Annotated in this window: 17 protein-coding genes; 9 read left to right on the top strand and 8 right to left on the bottom strand. The window is 40.6% G+C overall.

All coding sequences use genetic code 11. The annotated features are described in order from the left end of the window. Positions 1-235: 235 nt before the first annotated feature. Together FKV42_RS09680 and FKV42_RS09675 are read right to left on the bottom strand one after the other, a co-directional pair. Positions 236-1,024 carry a hypothetical protein gene (locus FKV42_RS09680; RefSeq protein WP_154810007.1) on the bottom strand — a complete coding sequence of 263 codons (789 nt, stop codon included), beginning with the start codon at positions 1,022-1,024 and terminating at the stop codon, positions 236-238. A 201-nt stretch (positions 1,025-1,225) separates the two neighbouring features. Continuing rightward, positions 1,226-3,451 (bottom strand): NADP-dependent isocitrate dehydrogenase, encoded by a 2,226-nt coding sequence (locus FKV42_RS09675; RefSeq protein ID WP_154810006.1) that lies wholly within the window; start codon positions 3,449-3,451, stop codon positions 1,226-1,228. A gap of 322 nt (positions 3,452-3,773) precedes the next feature. Between FKV42_RS09675 and FKV42_RS09670 the strand changes: the two genes are divergently transcribed. Further along, positions 3,774-4,346 carry a hypothetical protein gene (locus FKV42_RS09670; protein ID WP_154810005.1) on the top strand — a complete coding sequence of 191 codons (573 nt, stop codon included), beginning with the start codon at positions 3,774-3,776 and terminating at the stop codon, positions 4,344-4,346. Between the two features lie 108 nt (positions 4,347-4,454). Beyond that, a complete protein-coding gene (locus FKV42_RS09665) occupies positions 4,455-5,024 on the top strand; it encodes a hypothetical protein (protein WP_154810004.1) in 570 nt (189 codons plus the stop codon). A 212-nt stretch (positions 5,025-5,236) separates the two neighbouring features. Here FKV42_RS09665 and FKV42_RS09660 read toward each other — a convergent pair whose 3' ends face one another. After that, positions 5,237-5,461, bottom strand: coding sequence for a hypothetical protein (locus FKV42_RS09660; protein WP_154810003.1), 225 nt, complete (start codon positions 5,459-5,461; stop codon positions 5,237-5,239). 75 nt (positions 5,462-5,536) lie between these two features. On the opposite strand from FKV42_RS09660, the gene FKV42_RS09655 reads away from it, so the two are divergent. After that, the gene (locus FKV42_RS09655; protein ID WP_154810002.1) at positions 5,537-6,379 is read left to right on the top strand and encodes a TatD family hydrolase; all 843 of its coding nucleotides are present in this window, start codon (positions 5,537-5,539) and stop codon (positions 6,377-6,379) included. A gap of 365 nt (positions 6,380-6,744) precedes the next feature. Then, entirely contained in the window at positions 6,745-7,185 is a 441-nt protein-coding gene (locus tag FKV42_RS09650) for an immunoglobulin-like domain-containing protein (protein ID WP_154810001.1), read from the top strand. Between the two features lie 335 nt (positions 7,186-7,520). Here the strand turns inward: FKV42_RS09650 and FKV42_RS09645 are convergent, their stop codons facing one another. From FKV42_RS09645 to FKV42_RS09630, 4 genes are all read right to left on the bottom strand, one after another. After that, positions 7,521-8,846, bottom strand: coding sequence for a glycerate kinase type-2 family protein (locus FKV42_RS09645; protein ID WP_154810000.1), 1,326 nt, complete (start codon positions 8,844-8,846; stop codon positions 7,521-7,523). A 31-nt stretch (positions 8,847-8,877) separates the two neighbouring features. Further along, positions 8,878-9,525 (bottom strand): YbhB/YbcL family Raf kinase inhibitor-like protein, encoded by a 648-nt coding sequence (locus FKV42_RS09640; RefSeq protein WP_230375583.1) that lies wholly within the window; start codon positions 9,523-9,525, stop codon positions 8,878-8,880. 134 nt (positions 9,526-9,659) lie between these two features. After that, positions 9,660-9,842: a PspC domain-containing protein gene (locus FKV42_RS09635; protein ID WP_154809999.1), complete on the bottom strand. Its 183-nt coding sequence runs from the start codon at positions 9,840-9,842 to the stop codon at positions 9,660-9,662. A 106-nt stretch (positions 9,843-9,948) separates the two neighbouring features. Then, positions 9,949-10,305: a winged helix-turn-helix transcriptional regulator gene (locus tag FKV42_RS09630; RefSeq protein WP_154809998.1), complete on the bottom strand. Its 357-nt coding sequence runs from the start codon at positions 10,303-10,305 to the stop codon at positions 9,949-9,951. A 91-nt stretch (positions 10,306-10,396) separates the two neighbouring features. Between FKV42_RS09630 and FKV42_RS09625 the strand changes: the two genes are divergently transcribed. The 4 genes from FKV42_RS09625 (at position 10,397) to FKV42_RS09610 (ending at position 12,874) form a co-directional block, all read left to right on the top strand. Beyond that, positions 10,397-11,056, top strand: coding sequence for a nitrite/sulfite reductase domain-containing protein (locus FKV42_RS09625; protein ID WP_154809997.1), 660 nt, complete (start codon positions 10,397-10,399; stop codon positions 11,054-11,056). 99 nt (positions 11,057-11,155) lie between these two features. Next, positions 11,156-11,488 carry a CGGC domain-containing protein gene (locus FKV42_RS09620; protein ID WP_394348064.1) on the top strand — a complete coding sequence of 111 codons (333 nt, stop codon included), beginning with the start codon at positions 11,156-11,158 and terminating at the stop codon, positions 11,486-11,488. Positions 11,489-11,517: 29 nt separating this feature from the next. Next, a complete protein-coding gene (locus tag FKV42_RS09615; protein ID WP_154810184.1) occupies positions 11,518-11,886 on the top strand; it encodes an ATP-binding protein in 369 nt (122 codons plus the stop codon). A 4-nt stretch (positions 11,887-11,890) separates the two neighbouring features. Then, positions 11,891-12,874, top strand: a complete 984-nt coding sequence (locus tag FKV42_RS09610; RefSeq protein WP_154809995.1) for a GltB/FmdC/FwdC-like GXGXG domain-containing protein — start codon at positions 11,891-11,893, stop codon at positions 12,872-12,874. A gap of 39 nt (positions 12,875-12,913) precedes the next feature. Here the strand turns inward: FKV42_RS09610 and pyk are convergent, their stop codons facing one another. Next, positions 12,914-14,353, bottom strand: a complete 1,440-nt coding sequence (pyk, locus tag FKV42_RS09605) for a pyruvate kinase (protein ID WP_154809994.1) — start codon at positions 14,351-14,353, stop codon at positions 12,914-12,916. Between the two features lie 181 nt (positions 14,354-14,534). Between pyk and FKV42_RS09600 the strand changes: the two genes are divergently transcribed. Next, positions 14,535-17,582: an FAD-binding and (Fe-S)-binding domain-containing protein gene (locus FKV42_RS09600; RefSeq protein WP_154809993.1), complete on the top strand. Its 3,048-nt coding sequence runs from the start codon at positions 14,535-14,537 to the stop codon at positions 17,580-17,582. Positions 17,583-18,038 lie beyond the last annotated feature (456 nt).

Genomic DNA, 18,038 nt, shown 5'->3' with positions numbered 1-18,038 from the left:
AAAATTTGAAAGAGAAAACAATACCACAAAAACGGCGGTGTCTTTTCCTGAAGGATTTAAGAGATCCACCTGATAATTTTGAAAGCATCGAACTCGGTTGATGAGGATTGGCGCATGAGTTCAATAAAAACACTGAATACATTCTATTCAAAAGATAGAAACCGTCAGATAAAAGAAGGCCTGATAATGAGTTAACTCTGTTCCATTTTATGAATGGTGAGATTAGAAGAAAAGTTTATGCTCCTAAGAAATAAGGACTGTAAAAAAAGGAATTGTTTGAAAATGATTCTTCAGTTGCTCTTTCTTTGTATTCAATTTTAAATATATCCCCATTATTTATTTTAATTGTTTTTTCTGTTTCTGTTTTATACAGTGTTAAATAATCTTTATGCTTCAATATAATCCCTTCTTCAGGCTCTATATTAATATCCTTCATAGTGATTATGACTTTAAAGTAACGACTATTTCCATATCCATTTAAAGCGCAAATAATAGTTACAATTACGGATGTTGATAAAATTAGTAAAGCAATGATTACATAATAGGCTATTTTTATATCGGGATCTTCTTGTATTAACAAATATAATTCATTAATAAAGGTGTATGCCACAAATACTAAAATTGCTGCACATGGATTTATTTTATTTAAATACTTTTTAATTGTATTTTGAAGTATGAATGCTGATTTATTGTTTTCTTCTTCATCTATTATTTTACTAATTATGTGGAATGTTAAAAGTACAACTATTAGGGATGTAAATATTAAAAATATGAATAATAATTTCTCGAATAAAATTGGAATCATGATTTCTGAATATACTGCATTTGCGAATATGGCTAGTAATAATGAGAGACATATTTCAAATGCAAAATAAATACCACCATTGATATAGATATCTTCTTTAGTTATTTTTTGAGGGGAGTATGTGTAATAAAAAGATCCAAACCAATATACTATGACTCCAATAAAAGATAAGCTGAAAATGATAGGTAATACTGTATTTAATAATATCGTATCTTCCATGGAAATTTATAAAGATAGTGTCATATAAATACTTTTTTAATTTAGCATTTGCAAAATGCTCTTTTTCTGCATCAGAACGTAGTCCATCAAGTAGCAACCCATCAGACGGCAATCCCGTCAAAAACAGTCCTAATATGTAAATCTGGGGGGTTGCGGGGGCCCGGCCGAAACCGGGGCTTTCCTTTTGTTTTCACAATAAAATTAAATAGAATCGATAATCCCATTCAAAGTCGCACTGGGTCTCATGGCCTGGGATCTCAACTCCTCATCCGGAGCGTAGTATCCTTTGAGATCCACTGCTTTGCCCTGAGCTTCTAACAACTCATTGGCAATCTTCTCTTCATTTTCCATCAGGGATTTAGCTACAGGTTCAAAAATAGCTTTTAACTGGCTATCCTTCTCCTGATCAGCCAGAGCCTGAGCCCAATACATTGCCAGATAAAAATGAGATCCCCTGTTATCGATCTCATTCACTTTTCTGGAAGGTGATTTTCCGTTTTCCAGAACCAGCTCTGTCGCTTTATCCAATGTTTCTGCTAAAACCAGAGCTTTAGGATTATCAAAACTGTTACCAAGATGCTCCAGAGAAGCACCTAAGGCCAGGAATTCTCCCAGGGAATCCCAACGCAGGTGACCTTCCGATACAAATTGCTGTACGTGTTTGGGTGCTGAGCCGCCGGCACCTGTCTCGAAAAGTCCACCGCCATTCATCAGGGGAACGATCGATAGCATTTTCGCACTGGTTCCCAATTCCAAAATAGGGAAGAGGTCTGTCAGATAATCTCTCAAAACATTTCCAGTCACAGAGATCGTATCTTTGCCCTCTTTAATTCTCTCCAATGAAAACCTGGTCGCTTCAACGGGAGCTTTGATCAATAATTCCAGACCATCGGTATCATAATCTTTCAAGTATTTGTTCACTTTTTTAATAAGCTGTAAGTCGTGAGCTCTATTCTCATCGAGCCAGAAGACTGCAGGATCGCCTGTCTCTTTGGCTCTTTTAACGGCCAGCTTAATCCAGTCCTGAATTGGTGCGTCTTTCGCCTGACACATACGGAAGATATCCCCTTCCTCTACCGGCTGTTCAACGAGTACATTATTGTTGTCATCGATAACCTTAACTTTTCCTGGACCAGTCATCTCAAAGGTCTTGTCATGTGAACCATATTCTTCAGCTTTTTGCGCCATAAGCCCCACATTGGAAACGCTTCCCATTTTTGATGGATCAAAGGCACCGTGTTTTTGACAGAACTCAATAGTTTCCTGATACACTCCCGCATAAGCGCGGTCTGGAATTACGGCTTTCATATCTTTCAGTTTCCCGTCCGGTCCCCACATGCCTCCTGATGAACGGATTGCTGCAGGCATGGAAGCATCGATGATAACATCGCTTGGAACATGGAGATTGGTAATTCCCTTATCAGAGTTAACCATAGCCAATTCCGGTCTTTTAGCATACACAGCTTCTATATCTGCTTTGATTGCGTCCTGTTTGTCTTCAGGCAAATTTTGGATCTTTGTATAGAGATCTCCCAGTCCATTGTTGGGATTGACACCTAATTCTGAAAGCAGATCACCATATTTATCAAATATATCTTTAAAGAAGACTTTAACCACATGACCAAAGATAATAGGGTCGGAAACTTTCATCATTGTCGCTTTCAAATGAACGGAGAATAAGACATCTTGAGCCTTGGCATCTTCTATCTGTTCAGCCAGAAATGCCTGAAGCGCTTTTTTGTTCATAACAGATGCATCAATGATCTCTCCGGTCAGAAGAGGAGCTTTGTCTTTTAATACTGTTTTATTACCAGCTTCATCTGTAAAGATAATTCTGTAATTAGTAGCCTCTTCAATTTCAAAAGATTTCTCACTGCCGTAAAAATCACCATCGTTCATGCTGGCTACATGGGATTTGGAATCGGACTTCCATTCTCCCATGGAATGGGGGTGTTTTTTTGCATAATTTTTTACAGCTTTAGGAGCTCTGCGGTCAGAATTCCCTTCTCTAAGTACCGGGTTAACAGCACTGCCCTTAACAATATCGAATTTCGCTTTGATCGCCTTTTCTTCATCATTAGAAGGATCTTCGGGATAATCGGGCAGATCATAACCTTTAGCCTGGAGTTCTGCAATTGTCGCTTTGATCTGGGGAATTGAAGCACTGATATTAGGTAGTTTGATAATGTTAGCCTGCGGAGTTAAGACCATCTCTCCCAATTCGGAAAGGGCATCGGAGATCTTCTGGTCCTCTGTCAGTCTTTCGGGAAACCGGGCAATGATTCTTCCCGCCAGGGAGATATCCTTTGTTTCCATTGTGATTCCGGCGTTTTTCACATAAGCCTCTACAATAGGCAGGAACGAACTGGTTGCCAAAGCAGGGGCTTCATCGGTTTTTGTATAAATGATTGTAGATTTCTGTGACATGGTAATCCCTTTCTCTGTGAATTAATATTGCTCAAAATGAATACGTTTTTTAGCAAATTGTAATTTGATAGAATTAAGCCTCTGATAATTCGATAATTTGAAGTGCAAATTGCTTTATTGACAACTACATCATATATATTTCATCCCCAGGAAGCAAATATACACGTCAACTTAAGCAGAAATAAAAAAGACTGGATGATACTTTATTTAAGAAACAATGTTTAGAATCATAGATTCCATACATTTATAATTTTTTAAAGGCAATTATAACTTTGCTTAATATATACATTCTTATTTTAAATGATTCGTGGGGGAAATGCAAATGAGAATAGGAAAGGATACGAAAATTGGCTTAGGAATATTTTTAGGGATACTCTATATACTTATACACCTTAGCGTGGCAGCTTCTGCAATGGCCACATCAGATGAAACAGTCTTAGTGCAGGGAATAGAAAAAGACTATACAGAAGGAGGATATCTTGATACTGACTTTGCTACGAATATGATGGCAGAATGGTGGTATTTGAATGGTGATACAAAACTTGTGGCCGATGACGGAGAAGAAAGAAGTTTCGGGTTCTTTGTCGTACTGGCACATCAGGAATCGCCCATCATGGTAACTTCAGATGGAACGCAACTCTCCTATATGCTTACTTTCTATGGCCTCTATTATGACAACGATACATCATTTTTCAACAAAGTTGATACTTATATTCCAAATGCTCTTCTTAGCAATTATGTAGGGATACACACACCTTATGTGGACTATACGTTCCCTGATGGAATGAAGAGTTACAATGGCTCACAATCTCAGGGATATGAATTGAACTATACACATGAAGATGTGGAAATGAATTTGCTGTTTCAGACAAACGCCAGCAAAACTGTTGACTAGGCTGAAGAGCCCCTGAAATTCATTACATATGAAAATGCCTGTGGAAACCTCAGTGGGTCAATAGTCATTGATGGTAAGAAATACACAGTAGCTCAGGGAGAAGGGTACATGGACCATATGATATCAATGACAAGCACAGAGATAACATGGCCAATGGAGATGCATGGCTGGAGCTGGTCCGAAGTGAGCACGGATAATTATCAGACGGTCTTCTACGGTGTAAGGGACATAGTTGGTGACGGATATGATGAATACTCATACAAACACCTGATATTTATGGAAAAATGCACTGGAAAAGTTATCTCAGAGTATTTCGGAGATGAGGTCGATGTTATTGAAAAGGACTGGATAAGTGAAAAACAATACAATAGGAGACGCCCATTAAGCACCACATTATCAACATCTGACCTTAAGGTTAGCATAAATTCCGATAATGTAGCTGTTTTCAATTACACGACTCCTATTGAGAATGGTGGTTTTGTAGACTTCATGTCCTTCCAGCAGGAAGGTGCATCCATCAGCTATAATGGTACAACTGAAGAAGGAAATACTTACTGGGAGTATCTGGTCAGCGATAGGGGAGCTCTGGAACAACCAGAACCGGTACCAACAGCCACACCTGCGCTTACCGCATGTGTATTGGGTCTGTTCACGATCCTTTTCCTGAAGAAACAATAAATGAGATATGAGCATCCTTTCAAAGGATGCTTTTACATAATTAATATAGAGATTTTCGACCTTGGTAGAAATCCTCTGAATTCTAGCTACTATGCACGTCAATAAAAACTCAATATTTACATTGGATGGTGATTATTATTGCAAGATTTTGGCCATAGGTGGAAATTTCAAGAGGTATTCCACAGAGCCTAAAAATGTAAAATATATCAAACTTAAGGTGAATCCGTTGCCTTTGCCAGGTTTTTCAGCCTTATAAGTGTCGTTGCAAAAATATAAACAAAACCTAATATAATTATGAAAATCAGTACAGCCTTCAAACCTGTAACTGTCCCTGAAACAATTACCAGAGATGCAAGTACCATGATTATCAACTGACACAGCAGGGACAATAAACTTGACTGTACATCCCTGTGCTTTAAAAACAATTTCAGGTTCATACGGATATATAATCCACAATTTGCATATATACCTGACCGCCTATATTTTTAGATTAAAAACTCATATAGAATATTATGACACTAAGTTTCCCAATCACAGACGAGCATATGCACATTGACCTCAGGGCAAAAGGACTGAAAGCTGTCAAAGAGTTCCAGAACACAGGTGGAACACACATTTTCCTTGTCATGAAACCAAGCTGGACACTTGGTATCAAAGTAACAAAACCAGAAGACCAGATTGCAGTCTTTGAGAAAACAGTGAACATCTCCAAACAGATAAACGAAACTGGAGTAACTTCGTTCCCTGTTCTGGGAGTTCACCCCGCAGAAATAACAAAACTCGCCGAATACATGGAGCTGTCAAAAGCTGTAGAGACCATGAAAGGTGGACTTGACATTGCGGCAGACTATGTAAATCGGGGACTTGCAGTTGGACTAAAAAGCGGAAGACCGCACTATCCTGTCAGCCCGGAAATATGGGATGCATCCAACGAGGTAATGGAATATGCCTTCACACTTGCCAAAGACCTTGATTGTGCCGTACAACTACATACAGAAGACGTTGGAGAGCCTGAACTAATAGATATTGCACAGCGTGCCAGAAAAACCGGAATCAAAATGCATAAGGTTGTAAAACACTACGCACCACCGCTGGTCAATGTCTGTGAAAGACTGGGGATCTTCCCCGGTGTGCTTGCAGGCAAAGGAGCCATTGAGGAAGCATTAGAACAGGGAACCCGTTTTATGATGGAAACCGACTACATTGACGACCCTGACAGACCCGGAGCCGTGCTTGGTCCTAAAACAATACCCAGAAGAACACTTAAACTTGCAGAAGAATTCGGAGAAGAACCATTCTGGAAGATCCACAAGGAAAATCCGGAAAAGGTCTATGAGGTCGATATCGAACTCTGAATATGCCAGTTCTATTTGTTCTATTCAGAATAATTTCTTGAATTTAGAAAGAGAAATGGATATATTTGTTTGATAGAAGAAGAAATACAATATCATTCTTTTTTCCGATTTGTTGGCCATCGAGGAGAAGAGTTTCCAATAACGTATAAATCAAAAGGCTGCTAAGTGAAACTATTTACCTTTACGAGGGTATAATGGAACAACAAAAACATCTTTACCGCACCTTTTTTGCACAGTTATATCTAGTTCAATTTAAAATCAGAAAAGTTAAATATACTTTGTATGGCATATACTCCACAAGAAAACATAACTCAAATATAATTTATTAAAATATGTGCATCTAGTTTGTGTTGTTGATGGTGTAAATGAAGAAACTATTAATTTTACTAATATTACTAACCGTTCTTGCAGTTGCAGGATGCGTTGAAGAAGAAATAGATGATAGTTGGGGTATCCAATTAAAAGCAACTGAAATTACTCCTACTGGAATGACGTTGGTATGTAAACAGTTCGGTGGGGAACCAACTGGAGAATTACTTACTGGTAGCTATTTTCTATTAGAAGAATCAATAAATGGACAATGGTTACCTGTAGAAATGACACCATCAGAATATGAAAGAGCTTGGACAGATGAGGCTTGGATTATTCCAATGAATGACACTGTAGAATGGGAAGTTGATTGGGAATGGTTATATGGTGAGCTTCCTGATGGTAATTACAGAATAGGTAAAGAGATTATGGATTTCAGAAGTGCAGGAAATTATGATAAAAATATCTACTATGCTAATTTTGAAGTAACAAATTAATGGCTCTTTCTTGTGAATAATTTCGCCAAAGAGTTTACCGAATATGGTACCCATCAAATTGGAGTTTAGGAATTACCAACACCAGAAATCAAAGCTCAATTTATATTTTACATCGCATGGCAAATCCTTCTTTACCCGGTGCTCTATTCCAATTCCATGTTTACCGTGTTCTATGTAGTGCTGAACATGACCGGGAAAAAACGTGTTTTGAAATAGTTTAAATCTCAGTCTAATGCTTCCTTTTATTGGCGAGTTAAGAGTTAATTTCTTAATGTCTCAATTATTGGTAAAAATAAGGAATGAAAAGGAGTTAAGAACTAAAAATATTGTTTTATTCAGAACATATCCACCAGAATAATGTAGATATCCATTACATTTGTTCCTGTAGGTCCCGTTTTTATCAGGTCGCCTGTTTCCTTAAAGAAGCCATAGGAATTATTGTTGGAAAGATACATTCTGGCATCAAGTTGCAAATTCCTTCCACTCTGAACAGTTTCGCCATCAGCAAATGCACCGGCACAGTCTGTGGTTCCATCATTACCATCTGTTCCTGCTGCCAGCAAAAGAACATTATTCAGCTCTGCAACTTCAATTGCAAATGACAGGGCCATTTCCTGACACCTGCCACCCAGGCCTCTTCCCTTCATTGTAACAGTGGTTTCGCCACCGACAAGTATGCAGGCAGGAAGAGGAAGCGGAGCACCTCTGCGGCGTTCTTCCCTGGCAATTGCAGCAAACACCTTGGCAACTTCCCTGGCCTCACCCACAACAGACGATGTAAGCACCATGGTATTATAACCCAACTCAGAAGCCTTTTTCTCAGCTTCCAGAAGTGCAAGGGAATTGTTTCCCACAAGATAATGACTGGCTTTTTCAAAAACCGTCGCTCCTGAATTTGGAGTTTCCTCGATCACACCCTCGAGTCCATCATCAAGCACACCGGCAACCGCAGGTGATAATATAATATTATAGCGTTCGATGATATCATGGAAATCTACAAAAGAAGAGGTATCAGGAACAGTAGGTCCTGAAGCGATCACATCCAGTGGATCATCAACAACATCAGAAAGTATCAGGCTGACAGATTCTGAAGGGAAGGCCATTTTTGCAAGTCCGCCACCTTTTATGGCGCACAGGTGTTTTCTAACAACGTTAAGCTCGTCAATTGTGGCACCTGAACGTATCAGAGTCTCAGTGAGTTTTGCCATATCTGTGAGTGAAATACCCTTGCGCGGATATGTAACAAGTGCCGATCCTCCACCTGATATAAGGAAAAATATCAGGTCATTGGCGTCGGTAGTATCTAGAAAATCATGGATCATCCTTCCAGCTTCAATACTGTTATTGTCTGGAGTCGGATGAGCTGATTCAAAAACATTCATTCTGGAAAGAGGGCCTGCAAATCCATTTTTTGTAACAGCAATGCCACTTGTAAGCGAGTCACCAAGAATCTCTTCCATAGCCTTTGACATTGGTATGGATGCCTTTCCAAAAGCGATAACGTAGATATTCGCATAATGGGAAAGATCGTAAGAGCGGCCGTGTATAAGCAATTCATTACCACTTTTCTCCACCGATCGATAAATACAGGCTTCCGGATCAACTGCTGCAATTGCATCTGACATTATGGAATATGCATCGATTCTCATCTTTTCATTCATATTATCCCATCCGAACTTTCTGATTTCCTGCTTATAAGTGACTGTAAGTTCCCATTAACTCACCATATGCCAGTACATGTCCACTCATTGCATCTTCCACAAGATCACGGTCTGAACCACTTTCCAAATCCAATTCAATGTCAAGTGCATATACCTTGAAGAAGTATCGATGTGTTCCGGAAGGAGGACACGGTCCTGTGTATGATGCTTGATTTACACTGTTTTTGCCTTCAACTCCCGGAATACTATTTTCGTCTATTTGGGGATCAACGGGAATATTCCAGACCACCCAATGAGTAAACGTACCCATAGGCGCATCAGGGTCATCCATGATCAATAAAATAGATTCAGCTTCTTCTGGAACACCTGATATTTCCAGACCGGGATTGATGTTTTCACCGTCACATGTGTATTTTGCGGGAATCGCCCCACCATCTTCAAAAGCCGGACTTGTTACTGTTAGCGTTTCAGAAAGCATGGCATCATATTCCAGACTAGCAGTTAAGTCATCCTCAATATCTTCAGCGCTTCCATTTAACATATCTGTATTTTCCTTCTGAACATCATCTGATTCCAGACACCCGGACAGCGAAAGGAAGAAAATCACGATCAATACCAGCACTACAATTGACTTCAATCGCTGGAAACACATGGTAACACCTAAAGGATTTGATCCCATCTGCTAACCCCCAATTACTTTGATATAAGTAATACACTTGCTGCAGAATATTTATTGTTTGTGGAACTGCTAAAATATGAACTGCACGATCTCAAAAATAAAAATATCTGGTATGCTTCACCGGTAAGGTGAGATTATTCCTCTGGAATGATGATCCATGCAAGAATATACAGCAAAAGACCTGTTCCATAAGCAAATATAGCTATAGCCCACAGAAGCCTGATGATTACCGGGTCAATATCAAAATATTTACCGAGACCTCCACAAACACCTGCTATCATTCTATCGGTTCTTGAACGTGTTAATCTTTTAGGCATAATTCACTCCTGATAAAAACACAGAGAAAAATCTGCATCTATAAATCCATGTATTATAGCATAGCAATGCAAATTAATTTATTGCAAGTATATTCTGTTAAAACTATCACAGTTCACATGTCTTACAGTTAGTTCCACCACATTCAGGGTTCTCAAACTGCCATTTAAGACCCCATTGTTTGATGTTCTGTAACACCTGAAGGAACTCTTCTCCGCTTTCTGTAAGACTGTATTCCGACTTTATAGGAAACACCGTATCATCAACGAGCTTATCAACAAGTCCATGTTCTTCCAGCTCCTTCAGCCTTGTGGACAGTGTCTTGGGCGTTACATCCTGCAATTTGTTTTTAAGTTCGTTGAACCTTTTGCACTTGTTTTCACCCTTATAAAGCTCATGCAAGATGCATAACGACCATTTTTTGCCGACGATATCGACCGTTTTGTAAATTGTGCAATCTTTCATAGTATCCTATTAGAAACCACCCAATATATAAGTGAGTATCCATAATATACCAGTAATCCAGAAGATAATTTTGGAAGAAGGAGTGACCAATATGGCAAAAGATCTACTTGAGAAAGGAGCAATCCTGCAGAGAGACCAGGAAACATATGCAATTGCACCACACCTGCCAGGCGGTGTAGCATCTGCAGAACAGCTTCGCAAGATCGCTGATGTAGCAGAAAAGTACGGGGCTGCAACATTAAAAGTAACTTCATCACAAAGAGTTGCTATTGTAGGATTAAAAGAAGAGGATATCGATGGGGCCTGGAAAGACCTTGGAATCAAGCCAGGAGCTGCTATTGGACTTTGTGTCAGAAGTGTAAAGATCTGTCCGGGTACAACATTCTGTAAGCGCGGACAGCAGGATGCTGTTGGTCTTGGGCTTAAGCTCGATGAGAAATATCACGGAATGGAACTCCCTTGCAAATTCAAGATGGCTGTTTCCGGATGTATGAACTCATGCTCAGAACCTGCAATCAAAGACATAGGCATCATGGGAACACCAAAGGGATACACTGTCATGGTTGGCGGTAATGCAGCTATCAAACCAAGGCTTGCAGATGTCATTGCAGATGAACTCAGTGAAGACGAAGTCCTTGCACTTGTTGATAAGATCCTCAGTTTCACCAAGGCAAACGGTTCAAAACACCGCCTTGGAAGAGTCATCGATGATATGGGTCTTGACAAATTCAAGGAAGAGATCGGTCTTTAAATAAATTGAGTGAATTTTCTTCAGGGGATATCCCCTGTTTTATCTTATTTTTGATCCTATTTCTTAATTCTTAAAGATGGAGCTGGTATTATCGAAGATATTAAACCACCAACAAGGATCGCAGTCATCCGATGCGATATAGTATCAGAAGCGTGCCCTGGTGTGGGATGTTTCATGGCATTCAATAAAAGGAGCATGTACTTTGAGGAGTACGATGAGAACGCAGAAATGGTTGCATTCTTCACCTGCGGTGGATGTTCCGGCAGAAGAATTTACCGCTTGCTCAAATCATTGAAGAAGCGAGGTGTTGACGTGATACACCTGAGCTCATGCATGCAGATGGAAAATTATCCGAAATGTCCCCACATCGATGAAATTAGAAAAACAGTACAGGATGCTGGAATTAAGCTTGTTGAAGGAACACATCATTAAACCTGGAGAAAAGAATGGGAGATGGAAACATGACAAAGAGACTTATAGTTAAGATTGACGAAGAAAAGTGCACTGGATGCGGAAAGTGTGTTTCACCATGTGCCGAAGGTGCGATACAGATAATTAATGGAAAGGCAAAGGTAGTTGCTGAAGAACTCTGTGACGGAATGGGATTCTGCATAGGAGTCTGCCCTGAAGGTGCTATCACCATAGAAGAAAGAGAAGCTATACCCTTTGACCTGAGAAAAGCTGAATCACAACCAAAGACAACTGATGTTTCGATCAAGTGTTTCAGTTGCGGTTGCGGAGAACAGGATAACTACCTCATGCCTGTAAGGCATAACATGGAAAGTCTCTGGGTCTGCACAAAATGCCTGCCACGACTTATTCACGGATGAAATTATGGTAAAAGAACTCGTTCTTGAAGGAACTGCAGATTATGTCTGCGACTATACTTTCAATTTTTACTGGCACAATAACAGCCTGAATCCTGATTCCCTGATACCTGAACAGAAGGACAGTACATTCACATACCGGAACATTGTCAATGAACTTAAGGCAGGTGGTGATGTTCGAATCACCGGAAATGTAGGGACGAATTTCGCCTATAGTCTCGGTGCTGATATCAAACACCTTGGTGGAAGTGGGGAAATTGAGAAAGCAGGTAGGATATTCATAGACGGAAATGTCGGACCTGAAGCCGGTATGGGAATGGTTTCCGGCACACTATATGTCAAAGGTGACATTGAATATCCCCTTGGAAATATAGTGGAAATTGCCAGCGATGTTCCTGAATACAGGAAATTCCGTTCAATTACAGATATACTATGTAACGGAACAGGTAGTGAAGAACTCATTGGAAATGAATTCAATGAAACTGAAAGGATATTAGTTCTTAAAGATAGAATTCCCAGAGGCACTGTGGCTGCAAGATGTCCCTGTGATGCAAAAGTTATCATTGAAGGTGATGCCTACAATGGAACCGGAATGCTTGCCAGAAAAGCCACTGTTATCGTAAACGGAAATGCAGGAATGAACACAGGTTCCCATCTTAACGGCGCAGTGGTGGTTGTCCACGGTGAAGTCGGAGAGTTTGCCGGAGCATACATGAAAGATGGAAAACTCATATTCCTTAATGCTAAAGGGTTCATAGGTGCGGGAATGGAAGGCGGTGCCATCTACAGTAAAAACAAAGCAAAAACCAGCCCTCCTGCTGCAAAATCCAGAATGAAAGGAGAGGACAGCAGCCTTATAAGAGAACTCATGGACGCCGGAAGAGTCGAATCAATGCTCTATAACAAATATGAACCGGATAAGGAAAAAGAAAAGTACGTTGAAGTTCACATGCGCGATGGTTCAATTGTTATGCGTAAGATAGACGGATAATTGATGTGTAAAATGTTGCACGCCGAGGTATAAAAATAATCACTCAGCTACAATAAACTTCAGGAAATTTGTGCCACCTGATCTGCCATCTCCCGGAGCCTGCCCCTGTGTTAAAAGAACAAGATCCCCTGAATCAATATTTCCTAACCTTTTAAGAGAATCCATGATAGTGGCTTCCCATTCATGAACTTTTAATACAACAAATACAGGATACACCGCATACTGCAAAGCTAGCTGCTCACATGTCAGTTCATTACGACTAAATGCAAGAATCCAGACATTCGGACGGAAACGGGATATCATCCTGGAGGTTTTTCCGGATACAGTTGGAGTTATAACATAACGTACTGGTAAACTTCGAAGAGCATCATTTACCTGTATGGAAATTACATCCTCTATACCGGGATTCATTTTCTGGATGGCTTTTGTCATCAGATCAAGTCCAAGAGTAGTGGTATTCCTCCATTTCTCTGTTGACTTTGCAATTGTAGCCATCATCCTCACAGTTTCAGCAGGATATTTTCCCACCGCTGTTTCTCCGGATAGCATTACCGCATCAGTACCATCTATAATCGCATTTGCAACATCTGTTGCTTCAGCTCTTGTGGGACGGATGTTGCTGATCATAGACTCAAGCATTTGTGTGGCGGTGATCACCGGTTTGCTGAGAAGGTTTGCTTTGTGGATGATCGTCTTTTGAATAATAGGGACATCCTCAATAGGAACCTCTACTCCAAGATCACCACGTGCTACCATAATAGCATCGGATTCCTGCAGGATAGAATCGATATTTTTTACTGCCTGCTCACGTTCTATTTTTGAAACAAGGAATGCTTTCTTTCCTTTGGATTCAATATAACTTCGTGCCTGCATAACGTCTTCTTTGGATTCTATAAAAGAAAGACAGAATATGTTAATACCTTCTTTCAGGGCAAAATCGATTATTTCAAGATCCTTTCCCGTTATCGGACTTACATATATCTTAGAACCGGGTAGGTTAATACCTTTTTTAGAGTAAAGCGGACCGCCTACAACGACTTTACAATGGATATCCTCATCTTCTATTTTATCACAATTGAGCTGAATGAAACCATCACTTAGATAGATAGGACTGCCTGGTGAAACACTATCTGCAATCTGTTTATACTGAACAGGAACAAACGAATCCTTTCCAAGTATATCTCTTGTGGTTAAAGTTATACGGTCATTTTTTTTCAATATCATAGGTTCGTTTTCAATTACTCCAACCCTGATCTTTGGACCCGGAAGATCTGCCATGACCGCAACCACCTGATTTAGTTCGTCAGCCGCATCTCTGATCCTTTTAATAAGCCTACGGTGGTCATCCATATCACCATGAGAAAAATTCAGTCGCGCAACATTCATGCCCGCAATAATAAGTTCCCTTATCATCTCAGGGGATGACGATGCAGGACCAATAGTACATACAATCTTTGTTTTATGATCAGGCAAATCCATACATTATCCCACTTTAAACATATTCAGTAACCAATATAATAATTGGTATAGAACTGATTAAATTTAGGTTTATATGGAAGTATTCAATTCAGTATATATAGGGACATATAGAGATACTAGATTAGTACATTGTTAAAAATATTTTAAATAGAAGTATTGAATATATATTATGGGGTTTATCATGGCAAATTCAGTCTACAATTTAAACGAGAAACAGAAAAAAGAACTCATCGATATTTTCGGCAGAGGTGTAAATTTCAAAGACAAGGAAAGGCACTTTTATACACATGATGTAGGAGCTTTGCCTTCTTTAATTAAGTCAATGATAGGCAAAACAAAACCTGCTGCTATTGTAAAAGTAAGAAACGAAGAAAAAGCTGTAGAACTTATAAAATTTGCAAATAAATACAAAATACCTGTTGTGCCCAGAGCCGGAGCATCTTCCGGATACGGCGGAATCATTCCAACAAAAGGCGGAATCATTGCTGATGTAACGCCTATGAGAGAAATAATCAATCTCGACAAGGACAATCTCAGGGTTACGGTTGGTGCAGGTGCCGTATGGTATAACCTGGAAGAAAAACTCAATGAGGAAGGACTTGCAGTACAGGCCGTACCATCAAGTGCTATGTCTGCAACCGTTGGCGGCTGGCTTGCCCAGAACGGTGTGGGTTACGGTAGCTACGAATACGGCTGGTCACAGGACACAATGGAATCCGCAAGGATTGTCCTGCCAAACGGCGAAGTAAAAGATTTCTCAGGCGAGGAACTGGCAAAGATAATCGGAACCATGGGTACCACCGGAATTATCACACAGGTCACCCTCAAGCTGAGAAAATACGAAAAAACTGGCGCTATTTCTGCAAAATTCCCTGACGCATCATCAATGAAGAACGCGATCTGGATGGTTGGGGAGAAGAAAGTCCCTGTATGGGCTATCTCATTCTTAAATCCTCAATGGGCTGATATGAAGAACAAAGCTCCGTACAAGACTCATTATGGTGAGACTATTGACGAGCACAGACCGGAACTGCCGCTTTCCTACATATGCAATTTTGCCTATCCTGTGTCAAGGGATGTAAGTGCTCTTGAAGGAATAATCAAGGAAGCCGGTGGAGAAATTCTGCCGGAAGAAATTGCCGAGCATGAAACACAGGAATGGTTCAGGTCAATGAAGGTAAAGAGACTTGGTCCTTCATTCATCCCGGCTGAAGTTGTTGTACCTGTTGACAGGATTGACACAGTTTTCAATGAAATTGAGAAAAAGATAGGCCTTCCTGTACTTGTTGAAGGAATGGTTACTAAGGGTGAGGAAGCCATCATGCTCTGTTTCATGCCCCACTCTGAAAGATCATTCAAGTATAACCTTGCCTTCCCGCTTGCACTTAGTATTGTAAAGATAGCAGAGGAGAATGGTGGAAGGATATATGCTTCAGGTCTTTACTTTGCAAGTCAGGCAGAAAATGTTTACCGAGACCGCTTTAAGCTAGTCAAGGATTTCAAAAAGCAGGTTGACCCTGAAGACATAATGAACCCTGAAACCCTTACAGGCAAGTCACTTATAAACACAGGACTTTCAATGGCCAAGATATTCGAACCAATGGCACGTATGGTTGGAAATATGTCAGGTGTCGGCCATCAGGAGTTCAAGGATGAGAAGGGACTGCCCGGAGACATCATCTCACACGCTTATACGTGTGCACAGTGCGGTTATTGTGTAAACGAGTGTGACCAGTACTACGGACGCGGCTGGGAATCACAGTCCCCACGTGGAAAGTGGTTCTTCATTAAGGAATATCTTGCAGGAAAGATGCCACTTGACCAGGAACAGGTTGACACTTTCCTTGCATGTACCACCTGTGAGATGTGTGACTATTACTGCCAGCTTGACCTGCCAATCGAGCGCTCATGGATGACCCTGAGAGAGAACTTTGTCCAGAAGAGAGGCATGATGACTATTCCTCCGTTTGAGATCATGGCCCAGAGTCTGGACAAACAGAGGAATATCTGGGCAAATTACAGGGTTGACAGGGACAAATGGATACCTGATGACCTCAGGCCGAAGATCAAGGACAAAGCAGACATTGCCTACTTTGCCGGATGTACCGCATCTTTTGTTGAGAAGGATGTTGCCGTTGGAACTGCAAGATTGCTTGACGAGGCAGGAATCGAATTCACAACCCTTGGCGACAAGGAAGCATGCTGTGGAATACCCATGCTTGTTGCCGGAAAGTGGGATGTGTTCGAGAGAATCCTGAAAATGAACATCGCCAATATGCAGAAGCGTGAGGCAAAGACCGTTGTAACCTCATGTCCTGCATGTCTGCTTATGTGGAGGACGATCTATCCACAGTGGGCTGAGAAGCTTGGCCTGGAATTCAATATTGAAGCAAAGCACTATTCTGAAGTGCTCATGGATAAGCTGGATGTGCTCAAACCAAAGTTCAAGGTACCACTGAACAAGACTGTTGCATGGCACGACTCATGTCACATAGGCAGGGCAGGAGCAGGTGTATATGATGCGCCACGTGAACTGCTCAAAGCCATCCCCGGAGTTAATTTCAAGGAAATGGAGCACAACCGTGAGAAAGCACTCTGCTGTGGTTCTGTTGTGACACTTATCGATGAGCCGAAGATCGCATCAAAGATCGGTAATGTACGTCTTCAGGAAGCTGTGGACCAGGATGCTGACATCATGGCTGCCCTGTGTCCGTGCTGTGTTGTCCAGTTCAGGGTGGCTGCCAGGGAGAACAATGTTAACGTGGAAATTCAGGACCTTGGTGCACTTGCTGCCCGCAGTCTTGGATATGACATACCTGACACCACCAATGATGCACTTGCTGCATGGGCAGTTTTTGAGAAAATGATAGACCTAATGGAGCCTGAGAACATGACGGAGATGATGGTTGAACTGCTGCCTGATATGATCGGAGCGATGCCATCCTACATGCAGGCAATGATGAAGACCGTGAAGTACGTACCCGGTATGGATGCACTCATGAAGCCGATGATGCCAAAGATGATGCCGCTGCTCATGCCTTCACTTATGCCAAAGGTCATGCCAAAGATGCTCAAGGCTGTTGAAAAGAGAGTCCCAATGCCGGATTACATGCTCGAGCAGATGCCTGACCTCATGCCGGCTGCAATGGAGAATCTAATGCCTAACATGCTTCCGCAGATAGCACCACTGCTAACGCCGAAGATGATAGAGTATATCAAGGCGAACTGAAGAATTAGAGTTGTATTTAGTATGTATGACATTGCTTTAGAGCAATGTCAATTTCTTGTTTTTATCTCAACAGGTTATTCATTTGAAATAATGTGAAAATACCTGTGATTTGCATTTATTTATCTGGTAAGTGACTAACTAATGAGACTTATGAGCAGAGTTGTTCTCACTACTCTTCCTAACATCATAACCGCGCAAACAAAGTTCTATGATTAGTTCCTCATCGGTGAACTCGTTTATACTTTTCTTTTTCGATGCTGTTACAATAGACATGATACTCCGTACATTACATCAGATGTCCCTGACATATAAGCAAGTAGTTAGTATTTGAGCATACTAGTATAAGCTAATATCTAATATTTATTAATAATTATTACTATATGACTGTTCATTTATTTGGCGAAACAGGAAATCAAAAATCCATATTCCAGTTGCAGATTTCAAACTCCTGATTAT

Source organism: Methanolobus vulcani, assembly GCF_006546655.1.
Taxonomy (GTDB): Archaea; Halobacteriota; Methanosarcinia; order Methanosarcinales; family Methanosarcinaceae; genus Methanolobus; species Methanolobus vulcani_A.
The sequence above is the reverse complement of the archived record's forward strand: the minus strand, read 5'-3'. Positions and strand labels throughout refer to the sequence as shown.

Excerpts from the sequence above, each read along its gene's own strand:
- FKV42_RS09680 (WP_154810007.1), bottom strand. The coding sequence starts at position 1,024 with ATGGAAGATACGATATTATTAAATACAGTATTACCTATCATTTTCAGC.
- FKV42_RS09675 (WP_154810006.1), bottom strand. The coding sequence starts at position 3,451 with ATGTCACAGAAATCTACAATCATTTATACAAAAACCGATGAAGCCCCT.
- FKV42_RS09670 (WP_154810005.1), top strand. The coding sequence starts at position 3,774 with ATGAGAATAGGAAAGGATACGAAAATTGGCTTAGGAATATTTTTAGGG.
- FKV42_RS09665 (WP_154810004.1), top strand. The coding sequence starts at position 4,455 with ATGGACCATATGATATCAATGACAAGCACAGAGATAACATGGCCAATG.
- FKV42_RS09660 (WP_154810003.1), bottom strand. The coding sequence starts at position 5,461 with ATGAACCTGAAATTGTTTTTAAAGCACAGGGATGTACAGTCAAGTTTA.
- FKV42_RS09655 (WP_154810002.1), top strand. The coding sequence starts at position 5,537 with ATGACACTAAGTTTCCCAATCACAGACGAGCATATGCACATTGACCTC.
- FKV42_RS09650 (WP_154810001.1), top strand. The coding sequence starts at position 6,745 with ATGAAGAAACTATTAATTTTACTAATATTACTAACCGTTCTTGCAGTT.
- FKV42_RS09645 (WP_154810000.1), bottom strand. The coding sequence starts at position 8,846 with ATGAATGAAAAGATGAGAATCGATGCATATTCCATAATGTCAGATGCA.
- FKV42_RS09640 (WP_230375583.1), bottom strand. The coding sequence starts at position 9,525 with ATGGGATCAAATCCTTTAGGTGTTACCATGTGTTTCCAGCGATTGAAG.
- FKV42_RS09635 (WP_154809999.1), bottom strand. The coding sequence starts at position 9,842 with ATGCCTAAAAGATTAACACGTTCAAGAACCGATAGAATGATAGCAGGT.
- FKV42_RS09630 (WP_154809998.1), bottom strand. The coding sequence starts at position 10,305 with ATGAAAGATTGCACAATTTACAAAACGGTCGATATCGTCGGCAAAAAA.
- FKV42_RS09625 (WP_154809997.1), top strand. The coding sequence starts at position 10,397 with ATGGCAAAAGATCTACTTGAGAAAGGAGCAATCCTGCAGAGAGACCAG.
- FKV42_RS09615 (WP_154810184.1), top strand. The coding sequence starts at position 11,518 with ATGACAAAGAGACTTATAGTTAAGATTGACGAAGAAAAGTGCACTGGA.
- FKV42_RS09610 (WP_154809995.1), top strand. The coding sequence starts at position 11,891 with ATGGTAAAAGAACTCGTTCTTGAAGGAACTGCAGATTATGTCTGCGAC.
- pyk (WP_154809994.1), bottom strand. The coding sequence starts at position 14,353 with ATGGATTTGCCTGATCATAAAACAAAGATTGTATGTACTATTGGTCCT.
- FKV42_RS09600 (WP_154809993.1), top strand. The coding sequence starts at position 14,535 with ATGGCAAATTCAGTCTACAATTTAAACGAGAAACAGAAAAAAGAACTC.